Source organism: Ruegeria marisrubri, assembly GCF_001507595.1.
Taxonomy (GTDB): domain Bacteria; phylum Pseudomonadota; class Alphaproteobacteria; order Rhodobacterales; family Rhodobacteraceae; genus Ruegeria; species Ruegeria marisrubri.
Map to the genome: position 1 here is coordinate 173,182 of NZ_LQBQ01000038.1, position 18,558 is coordinate 191,739.

Annotated in this window: 18 protein-coding genes; 12 read left to right on the top strand and 6 right to left on the bottom strand. The window is 65.3% G+C overall.

The genetic code is table 11. From position 1 onward, the window contains the following. Nucleotides 1-6: 6 nt before the first annotated feature. From AVO45_RS18395 to AVO45_RS18410, 4 genes are all read right to left on the bottom strand, one after another. Nucleotides 7-816 carry a CbbQ/NirQ/NorQ/GpvN family protein gene (locus AVO45_RS18395; RefSeq protein WP_240482175.1) on the bottom strand — a complete coding sequence of 270 codons (810 nt, stop codon included), beginning with the start codon at nucleotides 814-816 and terminating at the stop codon, nucleotides 7-9. A gap of 5 nt (nucleotides 817-821) precedes the next feature. Continuing rightward, on the bottom strand, nucleotides 822-2,186 hold the full coding sequence (locus AVO45_RS18400) for a cbb3-type cytochrome c oxidase subunit I (RefSeq protein ID WP_068349954.1): 1,365 nt from the start codon (nucleotides 2,184-2,186) through the stop codon (nucleotides 822-824). A gap of 14 nt (nucleotides 2,187-2,200) precedes the next feature. Continuing rightward, complete coding sequence (locus tag AVO45_RS18405) at nucleotides 2,201-2,653, bottom strand: c-type cytochrome (RefSeq protein ID WP_068349955.1); 453 nt, start codon at nucleotides 2,651-2,653, stop codon at nucleotides 2,201-2,203. Between the two features lie 178 nt (nucleotides 2,654-2,831). Beyond that, complete coding sequence (locus AVO45_RS18410) at nucleotides 2,832-4,028, bottom strand: NnrS family protein (protein WP_068349957.1); 1,197 nt, start codon at nucleotides 4,026-4,028, stop codon at nucleotides 2,832-2,834. A gap of 299 nt (nucleotides 4,029-4,327) precedes the next feature. Between AVO45_RS18410 and AVO45_RS18415 the strand changes: the two genes are divergently transcribed. The 12 genes from AVO45_RS18415 to AVO45_RS18470 all read left to right on the top strand — a co-directional run bounded on the left by AVO45_RS18415 (nucleotide 4,328) and on the right by AVO45_RS18470 (nucleotide 15,924). Continuing rightward, nucleotides 4,328-6,004: a cytochrome D1 domain-containing protein gene (locus tag AVO45_RS18415; RefSeq protein WP_068349959.1), complete on the top strand. Its 1,677-nt coding sequence runs from the start codon at nucleotides 4,328-4,330 to the stop codon at nucleotides 6,002-6,004. A gap of 160 nt (nucleotides 6,005-6,164) precedes the next feature. Further along, on the top strand, nucleotides 6,165-7,958 hold the full coding sequence (locus AVO45_RS18420) for a NapC/NirT family cytochrome c (protein WP_068349961.1): 1,794 nt from the start codon (nucleotides 6,165-6,167) through the stop codon (nucleotides 7,956-7,958). Nucleotides 7,959-8,018: 60 nt separating this feature from the next. Continuing rightward, entirely contained in the window at nucleotides 8,019-8,435 is a 417-nt protein-coding gene (locus AVO45_RS18425; protein WP_068349963.1) for a cupredoxin domain-containing protein, read from the top strand. Between the two features lie 232 nt (nucleotides 8,436-8,667). After that, a complete protein-coding gene (cobA, locus tag AVO45_RS18430) occupies nucleotides 8,668-9,435 on the top strand; it encodes a uroporphyrinogen-III C-methyltransferase (protein WP_068349965.1) in 768 nt (255 codons plus the stop codon). Beyond that, the gene (locus AVO45_RS18435; RefSeq protein WP_082688869.1) at nucleotides 9,428-9,799 is read left to right on the top strand and encodes a c-type cytochrome; all 372 of its coding nucleotides are present in this window, start codon (nucleotides 9,428-9,430) and stop codon (nucleotides 9,797-9,799) included. The genes cobA and AVO45_RS18435 overlap by 8 nt, the downstream gene beginning before the upstream one ends. Further along, a complete protein-coding gene (locus tag AVO45_RS18440) occupies nucleotides 9,796-10,941 on the top strand; it encodes a cytochrome D1 domain-containing protein (protein ID WP_068349967.1) in 1,146 nt (381 codons plus the stop codon). Before AVO45_RS18435 ends, AVO45_RS18440 begins: the two co-directional genes overlap by 4 nt. A 3-nt stretch (nucleotides 10,942-10,944) precedes the next feature. Further along, nucleotides 10,945-11,934 carry a siroheme decarboxylase subunit beta gene (gene ahbB, locus AVO45_RS18445; protein WP_068349969.1) on the top strand — a complete coding sequence of 330 codons (990 nt, stop codon included), beginning with the start codon at nucleotides 10,945-10,947 and terminating at the stop codon, nucleotides 11,932-11,934. Further along, entirely contained in the window at nucleotides 11,931-12,383 is a 453-nt protein-coding gene (locus tag AVO45_RS18450) for an Lrp/AsnC family transcriptional regulator (RefSeq protein WP_068349971.1), read from the top strand. Before ahbB (AVO45_RS18445) ends, AVO45_RS18450 begins: the two co-directional genes overlap by 4 nt. Beyond that, nucleotides 12,380-12,865, top strand: a complete 486-nt coding sequence (ahbB, locus tag AVO45_RS18455) for a siroheme decarboxylase subunit beta (protein WP_068349973.1) — start codon at nucleotides 12,380-12,382, stop codon at nucleotides 12,863-12,865. The genes AVO45_RS18450 and ahbB (AVO45_RS18455) overlap by 4 nt, the downstream gene beginning before the upstream one ends. 4 nt (nucleotides 12,866-12,869) lie before the next feature. Then, nucleotides 12,870-14,084, top strand: coding sequence for a heme d1 biosynthesis radical SAM protein NirJ (gene nirJ, locus AVO45_RS18460; RefSeq protein WP_068349975.1), 1,215 nt, complete (start codon nucleotides 12,870-12,872; stop codon nucleotides 14,082-14,084). 75 nt (nucleotides 14,085-14,159) lie between these two features. Then, nucleotides 14,160-15,704, top strand: a complete 1,545-nt coding sequence (locus AVO45_RS18465) for a nitrite reductase (protein WP_068349977.1) — start codon at nucleotides 14,160-14,162, stop codon at nucleotides 15,702-15,704. 28 nt (nucleotides 15,705-15,732) lie between these two features. Beyond that, the gene (locus AVO45_RS18470; protein ID WP_338055987.1) at nucleotides 15,733-15,924 is read left to right on the top strand and encodes a hypothetical protein; all 192 of its coding nucleotides are present in this window, start codon (nucleotides 15,733-15,735) and stop codon (nucleotides 15,922-15,924) included. 1 nt (nucleotide 15,925) lies between these two features. On the opposite strand, the gene lptF is transcribed toward AVO45_RS18470, so the two are convergent. Together lptF and qhpG are read right to left on the bottom strand one after the other, a co-directional pair. After that, nucleotides 15,926-17,068, bottom strand: a complete 1,143-nt coding sequence (gene lptF, locus AVO45_RS18475; RefSeq protein ID WP_068349981.1) for an LPS export ABC transporter permease LptF — start codon at nucleotides 17,066-17,068, stop codon at nucleotides 15,926-15,928. A gap of 35 nt (nucleotides 17,069-17,103) precedes the next feature. Beyond that, complete coding sequence (gene qhpG / locus AVO45_RS18480) at nucleotides 17,104-18,558, bottom strand: flavin-dependent monooxygenase QhpG (protein WP_068349983.1); 1,455 nt, start codon at nucleotides 18,556-18,558, stop codon at nucleotides 17,104-17,106.

Below are 18,558 nucleotides of genomic sequence, written 5' to 3' on the forward strand. Positions count from 1 at the left end.
CCGGCCTCACCCAAAGACGGCGGTGACAAGATCGAGGAGCCCGCGTTTGATATCCTCATCATCGGTAAGAGGTTCGATCATGGCGGCCAGAATGGCCCGATCGGTGGACATGCCCTGCGCGATCAGGGTCGCGGCATAGACCACGAGGCGCGTCGAGACGCCTTCTTCCAGGTCCTGCCCCTTGAGGCCGCGCAGCTTGTTCGCCAGCCGGATCAGCGGCTTGCAGCGGTCCAGCGCGAGGCCGCTTTCCTCGGCCACCACCTGCGCCTCGAGTTCGGGCGCGGGGAAGTCGAATTCCACCGAGATGAAGCGTTGCCGGGTCGAGGGTTTCAGGGTTTTCAGGATGTTCTGGTAGCCGGGGTTGTAGGAGGCCACCAGCATGAAGCCGGGCGCGGCCTCGAGTTCTTCTCCGGTGCGGTCGATCGGCAGGATGCGCCGGTCGTCGGTCAGCGGGTGCAGCACGACGGTCACGTCCTTGCGCGCCTCGACCACCTCGTCGAGATAGCAGATCGCGCCTTCGCGCACCGCCCGCGTCAGGGGGCCATCGACCCAGACGGTTTCCCCGCCTTTCAGAAGGTAGCGCCCGATCAGGTCGGCGGCGGCCAGGTCGTCGTGGCAGGCCACGGTATAGAGCGGCCGACCCAGCTTGGCGGCCATGTGGGCCACGAAGCGGGTCTTGCCGCAGCCTGTCGGCCCTTTCAACAGAACCGGCAGGTTGTTTGCATGCGCGGCGGCGAAGACATCGCATTCGTCGCCCTGCGCGAGGTAGAAGGGGGCGTCAGCCGCCCCCGTTCCGAGGTTCATTGAACCGTCCATTTCCATTACTCCGCAGCCTGCGTTGCGTCATGCGAGATGACCTCTTTGCGCGGCACCCACATTGCGTAGATGAACACCAGCGCGCCGAGCACCACGAAGACGCCCGAGCCGAACCGCATCCAGTAGAATACCGCCAGCTGGTCCTGCACGTCCATGTAGTAGTCGCCCAGGACGCGCTGCAGGTGGGTCTGGATCGTACCGGCAAAGGTCAGCACGAAGGTCATGAAGGCCATGCCGCCGGTCATCATCCAGAACGAAGCCATGTTCAGCACCTGGTTGTAGGGGTCGCGGTTGCGCAGGATCGGCATCGCGTAGCTGAAGATGGCGAGGTTCAGGGCGACATAGGCGCCGAAGAAGGCCAGGTGCCCGTGTGCCGCGGTGATCTGCGTGCCGTGGGTGTAGTAGTTCACACCGTGCAGCGTGTGCAGGAAGCCCCAGACGCCGGCGCCGAAGAAGGCGAGCGTGGCACAGCCCAGCGACCACAGCAGAGCGGCCTTGTTGGGGTGGTCACGACGGCCTTTCCAGACCATGACGAAGGCAAAGGCCATCATCGCGAAGAAGGGGATCACCTCGAGGCTCGAGAAGATCGAACCGATCCACTGCCAGTAACCGGGGGTACCAATCCAGTAGTAGTGGTGGCCGGTGCCGAGGATGCCCGAGAACAGGGCGGCGGCAACGATGACGTAGAGCCATTTCTCGACGACCTCGCGGTCGACGCCGGTCAGCTTCAGCATCAGGTAGGCCAGGATCGACGCCATGATGAGTTCCCAGACGCCTTCCACCCACAGGTGCACGATGTACCACCAGAACATCTTGTCGAGGGCCAGGTTTTCAGGGTTGTAGAAGCTGAACAGGAACAGCAGCGCCAGACCCCACAGACCCAGAAGCAGGATGTTGGTGATCGCGGTCTTCTTGCCCTGCAGCACCGTCATGGTGACGTTGTAGAGGAACAGAAGCGCGGCCACCACGATGCCGGCCTTGACCCATTTCGGCTGTTCGATGAACTCACGCCCTTCCTTGCCCAGCAGCCAGTGGCCTTCGAACAGGTTGAAGACGTAGGTCACGACCACGCCCAGCGTGCCGATGACCAGGATGGCCAGCTGCAGATAGGCGATCTTTTCCGAGTAGATCTCGCGTTCGGCCTCTTCCGGGATCAGGAAGTAGGCCGCGCCGAAGAAGCCGGTGATCAGCCACACGATCAGCGAGTTGGTGTGAAGCATCCGAACGATGTTGAACGGCAGAAGTTCCGACAACGTGTTGGGCGCGACGTAGATCCAGCCGGCGAGCAGACCGCCCAGCACCTGGATCGCGAAAAGCCCCATGGCCACGGCAAAGTAGACCAGAGCAATTCTTTGAGATTGATATTTCATGGCCTCAACTCTCCTTATCCCGCATCATTCGGCGGCCAGTCCTGGGCGTCGATCGTGTTGGTCCAGATCAGGAAGTCGCTCAGGTTGCGGATTTCTTCGTCGCTCAGATTGAAGTTCGGCATCTGGCGACGGCCTTCGATGCCGGTGGGTTGCGCCTCCATCCAGCCCTTGAGGGTCTCGAAGGCGGCATCGGGATCGTCAAGAACGCCCCAGCGTTCCATTACGTTCGCCAGTTCAGGGGCGAAGTAGGCACCTTCCCCAAGAAGGGAATGGCAGTTGATGCAGGTATTGTCTTCCCAGACCTTTTTGCCCGCAGCCACGCTGTGGGTCAGTGTTTCCTCGTTGGTCGAGGTGGTCTTGATGTATCTGACCGAGTGGAAGGACAGGGCCAGAAAGATGATTATGAAGAACAGTGACCCGCCATAGAATATGTTGCGGGCCATGCTCTTTGTCATGACTTCGCGCATTGCGCTCTCCTTTTGCGCCGCTTTGCTAGTGGTACAGGAATGGCCGTCTGGGCGGGAAACTTCCTTAACTAAAGTCAAGACTTGAAAATCTATCAGGATTACCGGGTCCTTTCCTGACGCCCGCGCGCAGGCAGTCCGGCCGCGATGCAAACCGCCTGGACAGCCGGACCCCGCGCGTTCAACCCGCGCCGGATGCGCGCGGCTGGGTCAGCGCGGGCCACATCGCCACCAGATAGAGGGCGAATGCCACGACCCACGAGCCGTCGGCCGCCAGCATGACGACCAGATAGCCGGCATCCAGCCCGGCCCCGATCCAGCGCAGCAGGGCCGCGGCCGCCATCAGCCCGTAGGCCACCGCCACGGGCGGCGGCGCGATCAGGGCGCGACCGCTGTGCCCAAGTGCGGCGCGGCTCATCACGGCAAGGGTCATGCCGCCGACGGCGCCGATTCCCAGGACGTGCAGCGCGCCGATCTCGTTGCCGACGCCCAGCAGCGCCAGCCCCCACAGGATCAGGCCAAGCCCCAACATCCCCAGCCCCAGATGCAGGGCGATCAGAATCGGCTGTCGCAGGGCCCAGCGGGCGCGCCAGCGGGACAGTCGCAGAAACAGAACCACGCCAAGCGCCAGCGCCACGACCCCGGCCACGGCCCCCGGCCCCAGAATCAGGATCGGCACGGGCAGCGCCAGGGCCAGAATCAGGCTGGCCTTTTCAAGGTGCGGCACGCTGACGGGCCAGGTCTCCTCGGGCTCGCCTTCGCGCTTCATCGCGTTGCGGGTGAAGGCAGGGGTGATCCGCCCGCCCAGCACCGCGATCATCCCGCACAGGCTGAGCAGCCCGGCCCGCAGCCCGGTGTCGAGCGTGTCGGCGGTCAGCCCCAGCCATTCCAGATGCGCCATCAGGTTGGCGATCCAGATGAAGGCGAGGAAGGCCAGAAAGATCATGTTCTGCGGCTTGGGCCGCCGCATGAGCTGGGTCGCGATCTTGGCCGCCAGAATCGGCACGAAGGCCAGATCCGCCACGGCCACGGCCCAGGGCGCCAGCGACGCCGAGAACCACATCGCGGCCCGGCCGGCCAGCCAGAGCCCGGCCGCGGCGGTGATATAGGCGGTCCGCGCCCCCGGCGCCCCGGTCCAGTTCGGCACGGCGGTCAGAAAGAACCCGCCCAATGCCGCCGTGGCATAGCCGAATATCATCTCGTGCGCGTGCCACATCGGCGCGGCCATCGCATAGGAGGCCTCGCCGATCGGCCCCTCTCCGGCCTGGGCGGCCAGCCACATGCCCCAGATCACTCCGGTGAACAGGCCGTACAGACCGGCGGCCAGAAAGAACACCCGGAATCCTTCGCCCAGCACTCGCCTGACTGTTGCAGACATTCGGTTTCCCCCTTGGTTCGGGAAGCGCATGCATGGCGGATGCGCATGAGATTGTTGAAATCCTGTTCGCGGGCGGCCGCGCCGCCATCGCTGCGGCGGCCCCTGCTTTCAACACCTGTAGCCACCCGGCCGGGGCCGGCACTTAACCAAAATCAAACCCGCCGATCAAAAACAGCACGCCCCCCGCCCAGGAACGGCGGCCTCACGTTTCCGAGAGGAGCGTTGACTTTTGTCAAGGAGCCCCGGGCGCCCATGCAGCAGTCTCGCCCCTGCCTCACCACGCACATTGGAGAGTGATCATGTCACTTGGAATCACCTACACGAAATCGGGACGCGCCCTCGGAGCTGGCCTGGCCATGCTTTTGGGCAGCGTTGCTGCACCGGCCTTCGCCGAGGAGCCAACCCTCAGCGAAGAAGCGTTCGAAGCCTCCAAGCAGCTGTACTTCGAACAATGCGCCGGCTGCCACGGCGTTCTGCGCAAGGGCGCAACGGGCAAGAACCTGGAACCCTACTGGAAAAAGACCGCGGCCGACGGCACCGTGACCGAAGGCGGCACCCTGAAACTGGGTCAGGAACGCCTTGAAAAGATCATCGCCTGGGGCACCGAGGGCGGTATGAACAACTTCTCGGACATCATGACCGAGCAGGAAATCAAGGACATGGCGACCTACATCATGATGGAGCCGCCCAAGCCGCCCGAGATGTCGCTCGCCCAGATGAAAGAGACCCGCAAGGTCTATGTCGAAGAAGAAGACTACCCGACCGAGCCACTGCACGGCCGCAACTGGGAAAACTTCTTCGTCGTCATCGAGCGTGACGTAGGCAAGGTGGCCGTGATCGACGGCGACACCAAGGAAGTTCTGGCGCACATCCCGACCGGCTATGCCGTGCACGTGCTGAAGGCCTCGGAGCACCACAAGCTGGAAGAGCCCGAGAACCCCGGCCGCTTCTGGTACACCATGGGCCGCGACGGCAAGATGACCAAGATCGACCTCTGGCAGACGCCGGACAAGATGCTGGTCGCCGAAGTCAAGATCGCCTACGACGCACGTGACGTGGCCGTGTCCGGCGACGGCAAATACGTGATCGGTGGCGGGTACTGGCCGCCGCACTTCGCCATCGTCGACGCCAAGACCATGGAACCGCTCAAGGTCGTTTCGACCCGCGGCACCAACGTTGACGGCGAATACGTGGAAGAAAGCCGTGTGGCTGCCATCTACACCACCCCGAACGAGCCGACCTGGATCGTCGCGGTGAAAGAACTGGGCCAGCTGTGGCAGGTCGATTACACCGACCTCGACAACCTGCGAATCGACAAGATCAACTCGGCCAAGTTCCTGCACGACGGGTTCTTCGATCCGACCGGTCGTTACTTCCAGATCGCCGCGAACGCGTCGAACAAGATGGTCGTCGTCGACACCGAGACGCACAAGCTCGAAGCGATGATCGACACCGCTGCCCTGCCGCACCCCGGCCCGGGCGCGAACTGGGTGGACCCGAACTGCGGCCCGGTGGCCGGTACGACCCACCTTGGCGTCGGCACCGTGACCGTCTGGGGCAACGACCCGGAAGGCCACCCGGACCAGGCGTGGAAGATCTGCTACGAAACCGAGACCGACGGCCCGGGCCTGTTCGTCCGCACCCACCCGAATTCGAAATACGTGTGGGCTGACCAGACCAAACACCCGGAACCGGAAGTCCAGCAGTCGGTGCAGGTCATCGACAAGGAAACCGGTGAAATCGTGAAGACCATCCAGATCACCGAAGATGAAGGCAACGCCGCCGTCCACTTCGAGTTCAACAAGGATGGCACCGAAGTCTGGGTCTCCAAGTGGAACCTGAAGGACTCGAAAGAGCCGAACGGTCAGATCGTGATCTTCGACGCGGAAACGCTGGAAGAGATCGGCCGGATCGACGGGCTGTATGCGCCCACCGGCAAGTTCAACGTCTACAACCGTTCGAACCACGTCACCTGACGCGATGGCATCTGCCTGACGAAGGGGCGGGCCCCACGCCCGCCCCTTCTGCCTTTCCGGGGCCGGGGGACCGTCTTTCACGTCCCCATGACCACCAGCAACTCAACGCAACCGGCCTGTCACCCGAGGCCATACCAGAAAGCCAAGACGGAGCCTGGAGATGACCCAGTCCACCGATACGGAAGAAAAAAAGCCGATCTGGCGGCGGTACATGCTGTGGGGGGCACCGATTGGCGTCCTCTTCGTGGCCTTTATCGCCGGCATCATCTTCTGGGGCGGATTCAACACCGCCATGGAAGCCACAAACACCGAGAAGTTCTGCGTCTCGTGCCACGAGATGCGCGACTATATCTACACCGAGTACAAGGGCACGATCCACGACGTGAACCGTTCGGGCGTGGGCGCGGTCTGTTCCGACTGCCACGTGCCCAAGGACTGGACCCACAAGATCATCCGCAAGATCCAGGCGTCCAAGGAGCTGTACGGCAAACTGGTCGGTTCGATCAGCACGCCCGAGAAGTTCGAGGCCAAGCGCATCCATCTGGCCATGAACGAATGGGAGCGGATGAAGAAGACCGACTCGCGCGAGTGCCGCAACTGCCACGATTTCGAATCGATGATGCCCGAGTTCCAGAAACCGCGGGCGCGGCAGCAGCACCTGAACGCGATGGAGGTCGGCCAGACCTGCATCGACTGCCACAAGGGCATCGCGCACTCGAACATCCGCGATCGGGCGCCGGAGGAGTATCTGGAAGAACTCGAGGCGCCGAACCCGAAATTCGCCCGTCCGATCCCGCCGGAATATCTTGAAAGCCTGGCGCGGATCGAGGCCAAGGAAGCCGCCGACGCCGAAGCCGAGAAGGCCGCGCGCAAGGCGCAGCAGGAAGCCGTTCAGGCGCAGATCGCCGCCGCGGTCGAGAGTGCCGTCGCGGAAGAGCGCGCCAAGGCCAACGGCGAATCCAGCGAAGCCGCGGCTTCGGGTGGCGGCAGCGATGTCGGCGCGAACATCGACTGGAACGCGGTCGCCAGTGCGGAGCTGAAGCTGTTCTATCCCGGCCAGGCCTCGTTCGAATGGGTTCAGAACGGCAAGTTCCACGGTGGCGCGCGTCCGTTGACCAAGGGCGGCGACAAGTGTTCGACCTGCCACGCCAAGGAACTGGACGCGATCGGCAGCAAGATCGTCGCCGGCGGCGATCTGGAACCGACGCCGATCCCGGGCAAGCGCGGCGTGATCGACGCCACCGTGCAGGCAGCGCATGACGGTGAAAACCTGTATGTCCGGCTGCAATGGGCGGATGCGGGCCACAACCCTGCCCCCTTCGTCGATGGCGGCAAGATGGACCCCGACAACCAGGTCAAGGTTGCCATGATGATCACCGGCACGGGGATCGAGTTGGGTGACCAGGTGGGCTGCTGGGCCTCGTGCCACGCGGACAACACCTATATGCCCTTCGCGCCCGATGCCGAAACCATCGCCGCCAGTGGCGACGTCGCGGCCCGTCTGAACGCCGAAGGCTCGATCACCAAGTATCTCAGCGAAAGCCGCACCGAGGTCGAGGTGAAGGGCCGCCGCGGCAAGGCGCTGGGTGGCTGGGACAAGCTCAAGCCCGAGGAAGAGATCGCGCAGTATCTCGAGGATGGCACCTTGCTTGACCTGATGCGCGTCTTTGCCGACGGCAGCGCCACCAACGGCTACCTGCTGGACCGCCGCGTGGTGAACGATGGCGAGATCGAAGCCTCGGCCAGCCTGTCGGGCGGCATGTGGACCGTGGTGTTCAAGCGGCCGCTGAACTCGGGCGCACCGGGCGACGTGCCGCTGGAGTCGGGCAAGACATACACGGTCGGCTTCGCGATCCACGACGACTATGCGGCGGCGCGTTTCCACCATGTGACGTTGGATACCAGTCTTGCCCTTGATGATGACTCGGCAATCATCAATGTTGTGAAGCAGTAAGAAAAGCGCGGCGGCCGGTCTGCCCGGCCGCCGCACCGTATCGGAGAGGAGACCGGAAACATGAGAAACTCGATCCTTCTTCCCACGGTCCTGCTGTCGCTTGCGGCAGCTTTTCCCGTTCTGGCGGACGAAGAGGACAAGGCCGCGATCTGCGCCGAGGCCGAGGAGCGCTATGTCGAGCTTTTCGGTGAGCCCTCGTCCGAGGCCGAAGGGGTCGAGGTGGTCCTGATGTACAAGTACAACTTCTGCCCCGCCGAACTGACGGTGAAGGCCGGGACCACCGTACGCTGGGTCAACGTGGACAAACGCACCAGCCACAGCGTGCTGCTGAAGGACGGCAGCGAACCCGAAAGCGACCGGATCTTCCCCGAGGAAACCGTCGAGATGACCTTTCTCACGCCAGGCCAGCAGGACTATCTGTGCGGCCCGCACTGGGAGACCCAGAACATGATCGGGATGATCACGGTCGAACCCTGATCAACGCCCGGATTTCACAGGCAAAAAACCTATCGGCAAGGAGCGCGGGCGCAAATCCCGCGCTCCTTAACTTATGTCAAGGCGACTCCTTTTGGCATCGGCCAGTCTGCCTCCATGACACGCCCGGTATTTCCAGCACCAGCCCCGTATCCGTCAGGCCGACACGCGCCTGAGCGAGAGCGGTGCGGGACGCGCCGGGACCAGCCAGCATTCAGGACGAGCGAGCTTTCAAATGAGTGGTAAAGTCTTCCTCATCGGCGCCGGGCCGGGAGATCCGGAACTGATGACCATGCGTGCGCACCGGATGCTGCGCGACTCCGACGTCGTGGTCTATGACCGCCTGGTGTCCCCTGAAATCCTCGCCATGTGCCCCGAGCGGGCCGAGATGATCCCGGTGGGCAAGGCACCCAAGTGCCACACCGTGCCGCAGGAGCGGATCAACGAGATCCTGCTGGAACAGGCCCGTGCCGGCCGCACGGTCGCGCGTCTGAAAGGCGGCGATCCGATGATTTTCGGGCGCGGCTCGGAAGAGGCCGCCTATCTGATGGCGCATGGCGTGGCGGTGGACTATGCCCCCGGCATCACCGCGGCGCAAGGGGCCAGCTGCTCGACCGGCGTGCCGCTGACCCATCGGGGGCTTGCGACCTCGGTGCAATATGTCACCGGCCACCGCCAGGCCGACAAGGTTCTGGATCTCGACTGGAAGCGGCTGGCCGATCCCGACACCACCCTTGTCATCTACATGGGCGTGGCCAGCATCGGCCAGATCGCGATGGGGCTGATGACCGAGAACCTGCCCGGCTCGACCCCGGTTCTGGCCGTGGGCCGCGCCACGACGCCGCAGGAACGCCGCCTCGTGTCATGCCTCGACCGGATCGCGGCCGATGCGCGCGAGGCCGAACTGACCGCCCCCACCCTTTTCATCATCGGCAAGGTCGTCTCGCTCTATGCCGAACGGCCGGTGGCCGACCTGATCGAACAGGTAGAAGCCCATGCCTGAACTTGCCTATGCCAACTCTGCCCGCGGCCACCCGGCTGCGCGGCGCAACATCTGGACCGGGCGGACCTTTCTGACGGCCGCCGTCTTTGTCGCCACCTCGGCCTTTGCCGCCGACACGCTGGACCCCGCCGCCCTGAAACGGCTGGTGCATCAGGATTGCGGCTCGTGCCACGGCCTGTCGCTGAAGGGCGGGCTGGGGCCGGACCTGCGGGCCGAGAACCTGCAGCACTACGACGTGGACGTTCTGACCACGGTGATCCTGGACGGCATCCCCGACACGCCCATGCCGCCCTGGCGCCCGCTGATGACCGAGGAAGAGGCGGAATGGATCGCCCGTTACCTGCTGACCCCGGAGGAGCAATGAAACGGTTTGCATTCGGCCTGTTGGCCGCCCTTCTGGCAACGACCGCCCAGGCCGAGCCCATGGCGACCGGCGATCTGGGTCTGGTGATCGAACGCGCCCGCGGATCGGTTCTGCTGGTGGATCAGTCGGACCGCGCCGCATTGGCCCGGATCGAGGGGCTGGGCGATCTCAGCCATGCCTCGCTGGTCTATTCCCCGGACGAGCGGTTCGCCTATGTCTTTGGCCGCGACGGCGGGTTGACCAAGGTGGACATCGTGACCCGGCAGGTCGTGAACCGGGTCGTGCAGGCGGGCAACGCCATCGGCGGGGCGATCTCGGATGACGGCAAGCTGGTCGCGGTGTCGAACTACGAGCCCGGCGGCGTGCGCGTCTTTGACGCCGACACGCTGGAGATGGTCGCCGACATCCCCACCGGCGGCAAGACGATCGGGCTGGTCGATGCGCCGGGCCGCCGCTTTGTTTTCACGGGTTGGGACAATGGCGAGACATGGATCGCCGATTTCTCGGGCCCCGAGATGGAACTCACCAAGATCAAGGACATGGGGGAGAACCCCTATGACGCGCTCATCACCGCCAATGGCCGCACCTACATCACCGGCCTGTTCGGCGAGGACGGGCTGACCGCGCTGGATTTGTGGGACGAAACGCCCGAACCGATCCGGGTGCTGCCCGGCTATGGCCGCGGACAGCAGGAAATGCCCGTCTACAAGATGCCCCATCTCGAGGGCTGGGCGCATACCGGCGAGGAATTCGTCTTGCCGGCCGTCGGGCATCACGAAGTGCTGTGGGTCGATGCCGCCACGCTCACGGAAACCGGCCGTACGAAGACCTATGGGCAACCGGTCTTTGCCATGGCGCGGCCCGACGGTCGGCATGTGTGGGTGAACTTTGCCCACCCGCTGAACGACACGATCCAGGTGATCGACACGGTGTCCAAGCAGGTGATCCACGAATTCAAGCCGGGCCCGGCGGTGCTGCACATGGAGTTCACGCCACGCGGGCACGAGATCTGGATCAGCGTGCGGGATGCCGACAAGGTCATGGTTTACGACACGCATACATTCGAAAAGCTGCGTGAAATCGATGCCGAGAGTCCCTCGGGCATCTTCTTTACCGCGCGCGCGCACAGGACGGGGCTTTGACGCATGTGCCATATCACCGATCCCAAGGACCGCAGCCTGCTGGATGACTGGCAACGCGACTTTCCGGTAACCGAGCGCCCGTTCCGGGTTCTGGCCGAGAGGCTGGAGCTGGACGAGGGTGACGTGATCGACCGGCTTGCCCGGATGCGGGCGGCCGGCCGGATCACCCGCGTCGGCGCGACGATCGCCCCCGGCACCGTCTCGGCCAGCACGCTGGCGGCGGTGTCCGCCCCCGAAGAGCGCATCGAAGAGGTCGCCGCCATCATCGACGCCGAGCCCGGCGTCAACCACAACTACCAACGCCAGGACGACTGGAATCTCTGGTTCGTCGCCACCGGGCCGAACCGCGAGCATGTGAATGACACGCTGGCCCGGATCAGCGCCCGAACCGGCCTGCAGGTGCTGGACCTGCGCCTTGTGCGGCCGTTCAACGTGGATCTCGGCTTCAGGATGAGCGACCGGAAGCAGCGGGTTCCCGGCGCGCGCAAGGTGGATCGGTCGGTGATGCAGCCGGGTGACCTCGACCTGCTGCAGGCGCTGAGTTCCGGCCTTTCGCTGGTGCCCGATCCCTTCGCCGCCCTTGCCCGGTCGCTGGAGCGTGACGCGGCAGAGGTCATGGACCGCATCAAGGTGCTGCACGACGCCGGGATCATCTCGCGCCTGGGGGTGATCGTTCGTCACCGGGCACTTGGCTGGTCCGCGAACGCGATGGTGGTCTGGGACATGCCCGCCGAGCAGGTGGATGCCGCCGGCCCGGCGCTGGCCGCCCATCCGGGCGTGACGCTGTGCTATGAACGGCGCCCGGTCGAGGGCGTCTGGCCCTATCGGCTCTATTGCATGATCCACGCCCGCTCGCGCCCCGAGGCGCGCGAGGTGCTGGCCGGGGCCGTGGCCCTGCCCGAGCTTGCCGGGGCAAAGCACCGCGTCCTGTTCTCGACCCGCTGTTTCAAGCAGACCGGCGCGCTGATCAAACCCAAGGAGGTGGCCGCATGACCCCGCTGGACGACACCGACCGCGCGATCCTGAACCGGATGCAGGACGACCTGCCGCTAACCGAGCGCCCCTATGCGCAGGTGGCCCGGGAGCTGGGGATCACCGAGGACGATCTGCTGGCCCGCGTTGCCCGCATGAAGGACGAGCGGGTGATCACCCGGTTCGGCCCCTTCTTTGACGCGGCTGCCATGGGCGGCGCCTTTTGCCTGTGCGCGATGGCTGTGCCGCCCGAGGATTTCGAAGCAGTCCTGACCAAAGTCAATGCCCACCCGGAGGTCGCGCATAATTATGAGCGCACGCACCGGCTGAACATGTGGTTCGTTCTGGCCACCGAAACGCCCGAGGGGATCGGGGCCTGCGCCGATGCGATCGAACGGGAAACGGGGGTGCAAGTCCTGCGTTTTCCCAAACTGCAAGAGTTCTTCATCGGGTTCCGGGTCGCGGCATGATCATTGACAGCACAGACAGGCAGATCATCGAGGCGCTGCAGGGCGGCCTGCCGCTGGTGCCGGAACCTTACGCGCAGGTGGCCGAGCAACTGGACATGCCCCAGGACGCCCTGATGGCGCGCATCGCCGCGATGAAGGCGCGCGGCGTGATCCGCCGCATCGCCGCCGCGCCCAACCATTACAAGCTGGGCATGACCGCCAACGGCATGACCGTCTGGGACGTGGACGACGACCGGATCACCGAGCTTGGCGCGCAGGTGGGCGCGCTGCCCTATGTCACCCATTGCTACGAGCGCCCCCGCGCCCTGCCCGACTGGCCCTACAACCTGTTCGCGATGGTCCATGGTGACTCGCGCGAGGAAGTCGAGGAAAAGCGTGCCGAGATCCGCGCCCTCTTGGGCACGGCGCTGCGCGGCTGCGACATCCTTTATTCCACACGAATCCTGAAAAAGACGGGGCTGCGGCTCCGCCAGAAAGGCTGAAGAGATGTTCCGCCTGACCGAATACATGCAGCAGCTGGTCACCCCGACCCCCGTCCGCAAGCGCGGCTCGGGGCCGGTGAAACCGGTGGTGATCTGGAACCTGACCCGGCGCTGCAACCTGAAATGCCGCCATTGCTATACCGTTTCGGCGGACGTCGAGTTTCCGGGCGAGCTCAGCCATGACCAAGCCATGACGACCCTTGAGGATCTGGGCCAATTTCGCGTCCCGGCCCTGATCCTCTCGGGCGGGGAACCGCTGGACCGCAAGGACCTGTTCGAGATCGCCGCGCGCGCCCGGCAACTGGTGCGGATGCTGGCGCTTTCGACCAACGGCACCAAGATCCACGGCGAGAATGCCGACCGCGTGGCCGAGATCGGGTTCGACTATGTGGGCATCTCGATCGACGGGATCGGCGCCACCAATGACTGGTTCCGCGGCGTGGACGGCGCCTTTGACGACGCCCTGCGCGGGGTGCGCGAGTGCAAGAAGCGCGGCATCAAGGTGGGCCTGCGCTTCACCCTGACCGAGGGCAACCACCAGCACCTGCCGGACCTGATCAAGCTGTGCGACGACGAGGGCGTGGACAAGTTCTACCTGAGCCATCTCGTCTATGCCGGGCGCGGCGACAAGAACCGCGGCGAGGATGCCGAGCACCTGCGCACGCGCCGGGCGCTGGACCTGCTGCTGGAGCGCGCCTGGGACGCGGTGTCGGGCGGGCGGCCGCTGGATATCGTCACCGGCAACAATGACGCCGACGCGGGGTATTTCCTGAACTGGGCGGCCGAGAGGTTCGAGCCTGCCAAGGTTGCCCATGTTCGCGAGCACCTGGTGGCCTGGGGCGGCAACTCCTCGGGGCTGGGCGTGGCCAATATCGACAATCTGGGCCGTGTGCATCCCGATACCTACTGGTCGGATTACACCGTGGGCAACGTCAAGCAGACGCCGTTCTCGGAGCTTTGGACCGGCGACGACCGGATGCTGGAACTGCTGCGCACCCGGCCGCGGCCGCTCAAGGGCCGGTGCGGCGCCTGCCAGTTGCGCGACGTCTGCGGTGGCAACACCCGGATCCGGGCGCTGCAGTTGACCGGCGATCCCTGGGCCGAGGATCCGGCCTGTTACCTCGGCAATGCCGAGATCGGCGTCGAGGACGCGGGCGAGCGGTTGCAGGTCACCCCGTTCCGCGGCAAGCGCCGCGATCCGGCGCACCAGTTCTTTTGACCGGCCCCTGCCCAGCCCGCGCCCCGAGCGCGGGTGGTGAGTGCGGGAGCCTCCGGCGGGAGTATTTTTGAAAAGATGAAACGCAAAGCTGCCCTGATCCTGACCGTGGCGATGCTGGCCGGCCCCGTGGCGGCCGATCCGGCTGCCGACTACAAGGAATTTTGCGCCGATTGTCATGGTGCCGAACGGCTGGGCGGGGTCGGTCCGGCGCTGATCCCGGAAACGCTCAAGCGGATGCGCGGGCCGCGTATCGCCGAGGTGATCTCCGAAGGGCGCGTCGCCACGCAGATGCCCGCCTTTGCGCAGGAAATGGACGCGATCCGGATCGAGGAACTGGCCGGCTGGCTCAAGACGCCGCTGGAAGGAACGCCAGAATGGGGCGAGGCCGAGATCATGGCCAGCCGCGTGCTGGACGAGGATTACGTCGCCGTCGATGCGCCGGTCTGGGACAGCGACCCGATGAACATCACGCTGGCGGTCGAGACCGGGGACCATCACGTTTCGGTTCTGGATGGCGACACGTTCGAGGTTCTGGACCGGTTCGAGACGCCGTTCGCCGTGCATGGCGGGCCGAAATTCAGCCCCGACGGGCGTTATGTCTTCATCATGTCGCGCGATGGCTGGGTGCAGAAATACGACATCTGGGCGCTGAAACAGGTGGGCCGGGTGCGCGCGGGGCTCAACAGCCGCAACATCGCCATGAGCGGCGACGGCCAGTGGCTGGCGGTGGCGAACTACCTGCCCAACACGCTGACGATCCTGTCGACGGATGACCTGTCGGTGGCCGAGGTGCACGAGGTCAAGGGCAAGGACGGCACGCCCAGCCGGGTCAGCGCCGTCTACCAGGCGCCGCCGCGCGAAAGCTTTGTCCTCGCGCTCAAGGACGTGCCCGAGATCTGGGAAGTGTCCTACAGCAAGCACCCCGATCCGGGGCTGTTTTCCGGCGGGCTGGCGCATGACTGGAAGATCGAAGGCCCGGTGGCGCAGGACACGCCCTTTCCGATCCGCAAGATCACCACGCCCGACTATCTGGACGACTTCTTTTTCGACCAGTCCTACGAATACGTCATGGGTGCCTCGCGCAAGGGCGATGGCGGTCAGGTCATAGACCTGGTGATCGGCCACAAGGTGGCGGACTTGGAGTTGCCGGGAATGCCGCATCTGGGCTCGGGCATCACCTGGAAACTGGGCGACACCACGGTGATGGCGACGCCGCACCTCAAGGACGGTGTCGTGTCGGTCATCGACATGAAGACCTGGGAGACGGTCAAGCAGATCAAGACCGAGGGCCCCGGTTTCTTCATGCGTAGCCACGAGAACTCGCCCTATGTCTGGGTGGACGTGTTCTTTGGCCCCAACAAGGACCTGATGCATGTGATCGACAAGCAGAGCCTTGAGATCGTCAAGACGCTGCGCCCCGCGCCCGGCAAGACCGTGGCGCATGTGGAGTTCACCCGCGACGGCAGCCATGCGCTGGTCTCGGTCTGGGAGGACGACGGCGCGGTGATCGTGTATGATGCCCAGACGCTGGAAGAGGTCCGGCGCCTGCCGATGCGCAAACCTTCGGGGAAATACAATGTCTGGAACAAGATCACCTTCTCGGAAGGAACCAGCCACTGAGGGACGCTGGCCAGTCTGGAAGCTGGCCGTGCTGTTCTACCCGTTCGTGGCGGGCGCGGTGGCGATCAACCTGTTTCTGGCCGGGCTGATCGCGCATGCGGTGGGCTATTCGGCGATCACCCCGGTTGATGCCGTGATATGGTCGATTCCGCTGGGCATTCCCGCCACCTGGGCGGCTGGGCGGTGGGTGCGCGGCCTGATGGACGAAGCCGACGGCTAGGTTACGCCGCGGAGGGCTCGGCGCTGCGGCTTCTGCGGCGCCAGCTCGTCATCAACGGGCGCCCGGCAACCGCCAGGAAGAGGCAGGACACGAGCGTTCCCAGGATCGCCGGAAGATAGAGCAGCCCCCAGGTCTCGGGGCGGGCGATGACGATGGGCGACACAAGGCCCCGCACCCCTTCGAGCACGATCAGGATGGTGAAGGCGCCGAGGATCTGAGGCCACAGCCCGAAGCGCGAGAACCCGCCCAGCATCAATGTCGAAAACCCGACCAGCGCCACGGCGACGCAGATCGCGATCCACGAAAACCGCTGGTGCAGTTCTTCGATCAGCTGCCCCATGCGGAAATTCTCTTCCTCGACGATCGAATCGCGGTCGGAGACCAGTTCGGCGGTGGGGATGGCGCCCAGGGTGCGCTTGTAGATCGCACCGCCGCTGGTCAGCGCGGTGATGTCATATGCCGCATCCTGGAACCGGGTCGAGGAAAGCGTTTTGTCGGCGGCATCAAAGCGGAGCGCGACCCCGTCGAGCATGACCAGGTTGATGCCGTTTTCGGCGCGTACTAGGTAGGCCGTCTTGCTTGAATACGTGACGGGCATGTCCGCCTCGCGCCGGTCGGAAACGAAGACGTCATGCAGGGTGCCGTCCAGATCGATGCGCCCGAGATAGACGGTCACACCGTCGGCGGGGTGGAGGAACTCTCCTTCGTTCAGCAGCTGGGCGGTCACGTCGCCGGAAACCTCGTGCTGGCGCTGTTCGAGTTGCGCCACGGCCATCGGGCGCAGGTAGACGCTGATGGCCGCCATCATCAGGCCGGTGATCAGGCCGAACAGCACGACCGCGCGCGCCAGTTTCCATGGGCTGGAGCCGGTGGCCAGCATCACGGTCAGCTCGCTTTCCCGGCTCAGGCGGTTGGTGGCATAGACGGCGGCGGCGAATACCGCCATCGGCATCACCGTGCGGATCAGCGTGGGCAGGGTCAGCGCGGTGAATTCGAGAAACACCATCGCCGATTGACCGCCCGAGATCACGCGGTCGAACAGGCCGACCGAGCGGGTGATCCAGAACACCCCGACCAGAACCAGGGTGAAAAAGCCGAACAGCAAAAGCAACTGCCGCAGGAAATATCCATCGAAACGCGACATGTGACTCCATCAGGCTGTTCAGATTCACGCAGACATTATGCCATTCGCGCGGCAGAGGAAACCGGGATCGGTTGCCCCGAGGCGGGAACGAGAATGCGGTTTTGCCACAGCCAGTTCAGGATCTTGCCCGCGCGGGCCGGCCCGAGCGAGGCGGACCAGCCCTGCAAGATCTGGTCGGCGGGTGTCGCCCGGTGCATCTGTTCCAGCAAGGGTGCGATCGGCACCCCGTCGAGCAGCGCAACCGGCCGCCCGAGATGCGGGTGGGTCAGGACATGGCCGGGGGTGATGAGGGGGCCGGTCTGAACGCCCGACACGCAGAGCGCGGCCCGTGGCGACAGGTGCAGCGGCACGTCGCCGGGCAGCTTTTCGCGCCGGGGGTCGGGCGTGTCCTGCGCCAGCCAGGCCGGGGGCGCGGCCCGCCCGGTCCAGAACCCTGTGGGCCGGTGCCGCGCCTGCCTGGCATAGTATTCGGCGGCGAGATTGGCGTGGGCCCGCACCCGTTCGCCCTGCCGTTCGGAATGGAAAGCCAAGGCCAGATCGCCGTTTTCGGGCTGGGTCAGCACGGTGTGCGCCACGGCCGCGGCCTGCATGGCCTGCCCCAGCGCCGACTGCACCCCCTGCGAGGACAGCGGGTCGAGCGAGAAACTCGCCTCGCCCACGCGCAGCAGGTCTCGGGCCGGCGGGGTGGTTTCCATGTGGCTGGTGGCATCGCAGCGCCGGACCGGGCCGATCCGCCGCCCTTCGAGACAGGGGGACAGCAGCGTCGATTGCGCCAGCAGGTTCAGGTAGAGATCCCTGCGCCCGGCGGGCGACAGGCCGGTGCATTCGGACGGGTCGACAAGGACCATCGCGTTGACCGTGCCGTCGGGCAGCAGCGCGCCCCAATACCAGTGGGTCTCGCCGGCCTCGATCCTGGTTTCCGGGCCGAACCCGCGCGGGGCCTGCCAATAGGCGTATAGCGCCAGCAGCGGTTCGGAGCAGCGGCGGAAGCGGCGCCCCAGCCCTGCCTGCCGGCCCGCCGCGTCGATCAGGACTTGCGCGCGCAGGCACGGAATGTCCGTTTCCCCTCTGAGGGGGATGTCCCAGCCTTGGGCCGTCCGGCGGGGCCGGTGCGCGCGAACAGGTTGCAGCACGCGCACGCCCGCCTGCGCCGCCGCTTGCAGCAGCAGCGCGTCGAACCGCCCCCGGTCCACCAGCAGGCCGGGCGGGCCGCCCTGCGTGCCGCGGCGCTCGAACGCGCCGCCCCAGTAGAGGATCGCACCGTGACTGAGCAGGACGCCGGAGTGCTCGACCCGCTCGCGCAGGCCCAGCGACTGAAGGAGCGGCAGCACCGAGGGCGGCAGGGACTCGCCTACATGCGGGCGGGGAAAGGCGTGTCGCTCCAGCAGGCAGACATCATGGCCCAGCTGCGCCAGACGCAGCGCCGTGGCCGCGCCAGCCGGGCCACCGCCCACCACGCAGATTTCTGCCTCGCATACCCGTGGCGGCAT

Bases quoted from the DNA above. Each gene is read 5' to 3' on its own strand.
- AVO45_RS18425 (WP_068349963.1), top strand. From the start codon at position 8,019: ATGAGAAACTCGATCCTTCTTCCCACGGTCCTGCTGTCGCTTGCGGCA.
- AVO45_RS18420 (WP_068349961.1), top strand. From the start codon at position 6,165: ATGACCCAGTCCACCGATACGGAAGAAAAAAAGCCGATCTGGCGGCGG.
- AVO45_RS18405 (WP_068349955.1), bottom strand. From the start codon at position 2,653: ATGCGCGAAGTCATGACAAAGAGCATGGCCCGCAACATATTCTATGGC.
- AVO45_RS18400 (WP_068349954.1), bottom strand. From the start codon at position 2,186: ATGAAATATCAATCTCAAAGAATTGCTCTGGTCTACTTTGCCGTGGCC.
- AVO45_RS18410 (WP_068349957.1), bottom strand. From the start codon at position 4,028: ATGTCTGCAACAGTCAGGCGAGTGCTGGGCGAAGGATTCCGGGTGTTC.
- ahbB (WP_068349969.1), top strand. From the start codon at position 10,945: ATGTGCCATATCACCGATCCCAAGGACCGCAGCCTGCTGGATGACTGG.
- AVO45_RS18395 (WP_240482175.1), bottom strand. From the start codon at position 816: ATGGACGGTTCAATGAACCTCGGAACGGGGGCGGCTGACGCCCCCTTC.
- AVO45_RS18465 (WP_068349977.1), top strand. From the start codon at position 14,160: ATGAAACGCAAAGCTGCCCTGATCCTGACCGTGGCGATGCTGGCCGGC.
- AVO45_RS18435 (WP_082688869.1), top strand. From the start codon at position 9,428: ATGCCTGAACTTGCCTATGCCAACTCTGCCCGCGGCCACCCGGCTGCG.
- AVO45_RS18415 (WP_068349959.1), top strand. From the start codon at position 4,328: ATGTCACTTGGAATCACCTACACGAAATCGGGACGCGCCCTCGGAGCT.
- AVO45_RS18440 (WP_068349967.1), top strand. From the start codon at position 9,796: ATGAAACGGTTTGCATTCGGCCTGTTGGCCGCCCTTCTGGCAACGACC.
- nirJ (WP_068349975.1), top strand. From the start codon at position 12,870: ATGTTCCGCCTGACCGAATACATGCAGCAGCTGGTCACCCCGACCCCC.
- lptF (WP_068349981.1), bottom strand. From the start codon at position 17,068: ATGTCGCGTTTCGATGGATATTTCCTGCGGCAGTTGCTTTTGCTGTTC.
- qhpG (WP_068349983.1), bottom strand. From the start codon at position 18,558: ATGCCGCCACGGGTATGCGAGGCAGAAATCTGCGTGGTGGGCGGTGGC.
- AVO45_RS18450 (WP_068349971.1), top strand. From the start codon at position 11,931: ATGACCCCGCTGGACGACACCGACCGCGCGATCCTGAACCGGATGCAG.
- cobA (WP_068349965.1), top strand. From the start codon at position 8,668: ATGAGTGGTAAAGTCTTCCTCATCGGCGCCGGGCCGGGAGATCCGGAA.
- ahbB (WP_068349973.1), top strand. From the start codon at position 12,380: ATGATCATTGACAGCACAGACAGGCAGATCATCGAGGCGCTGCAGGGC.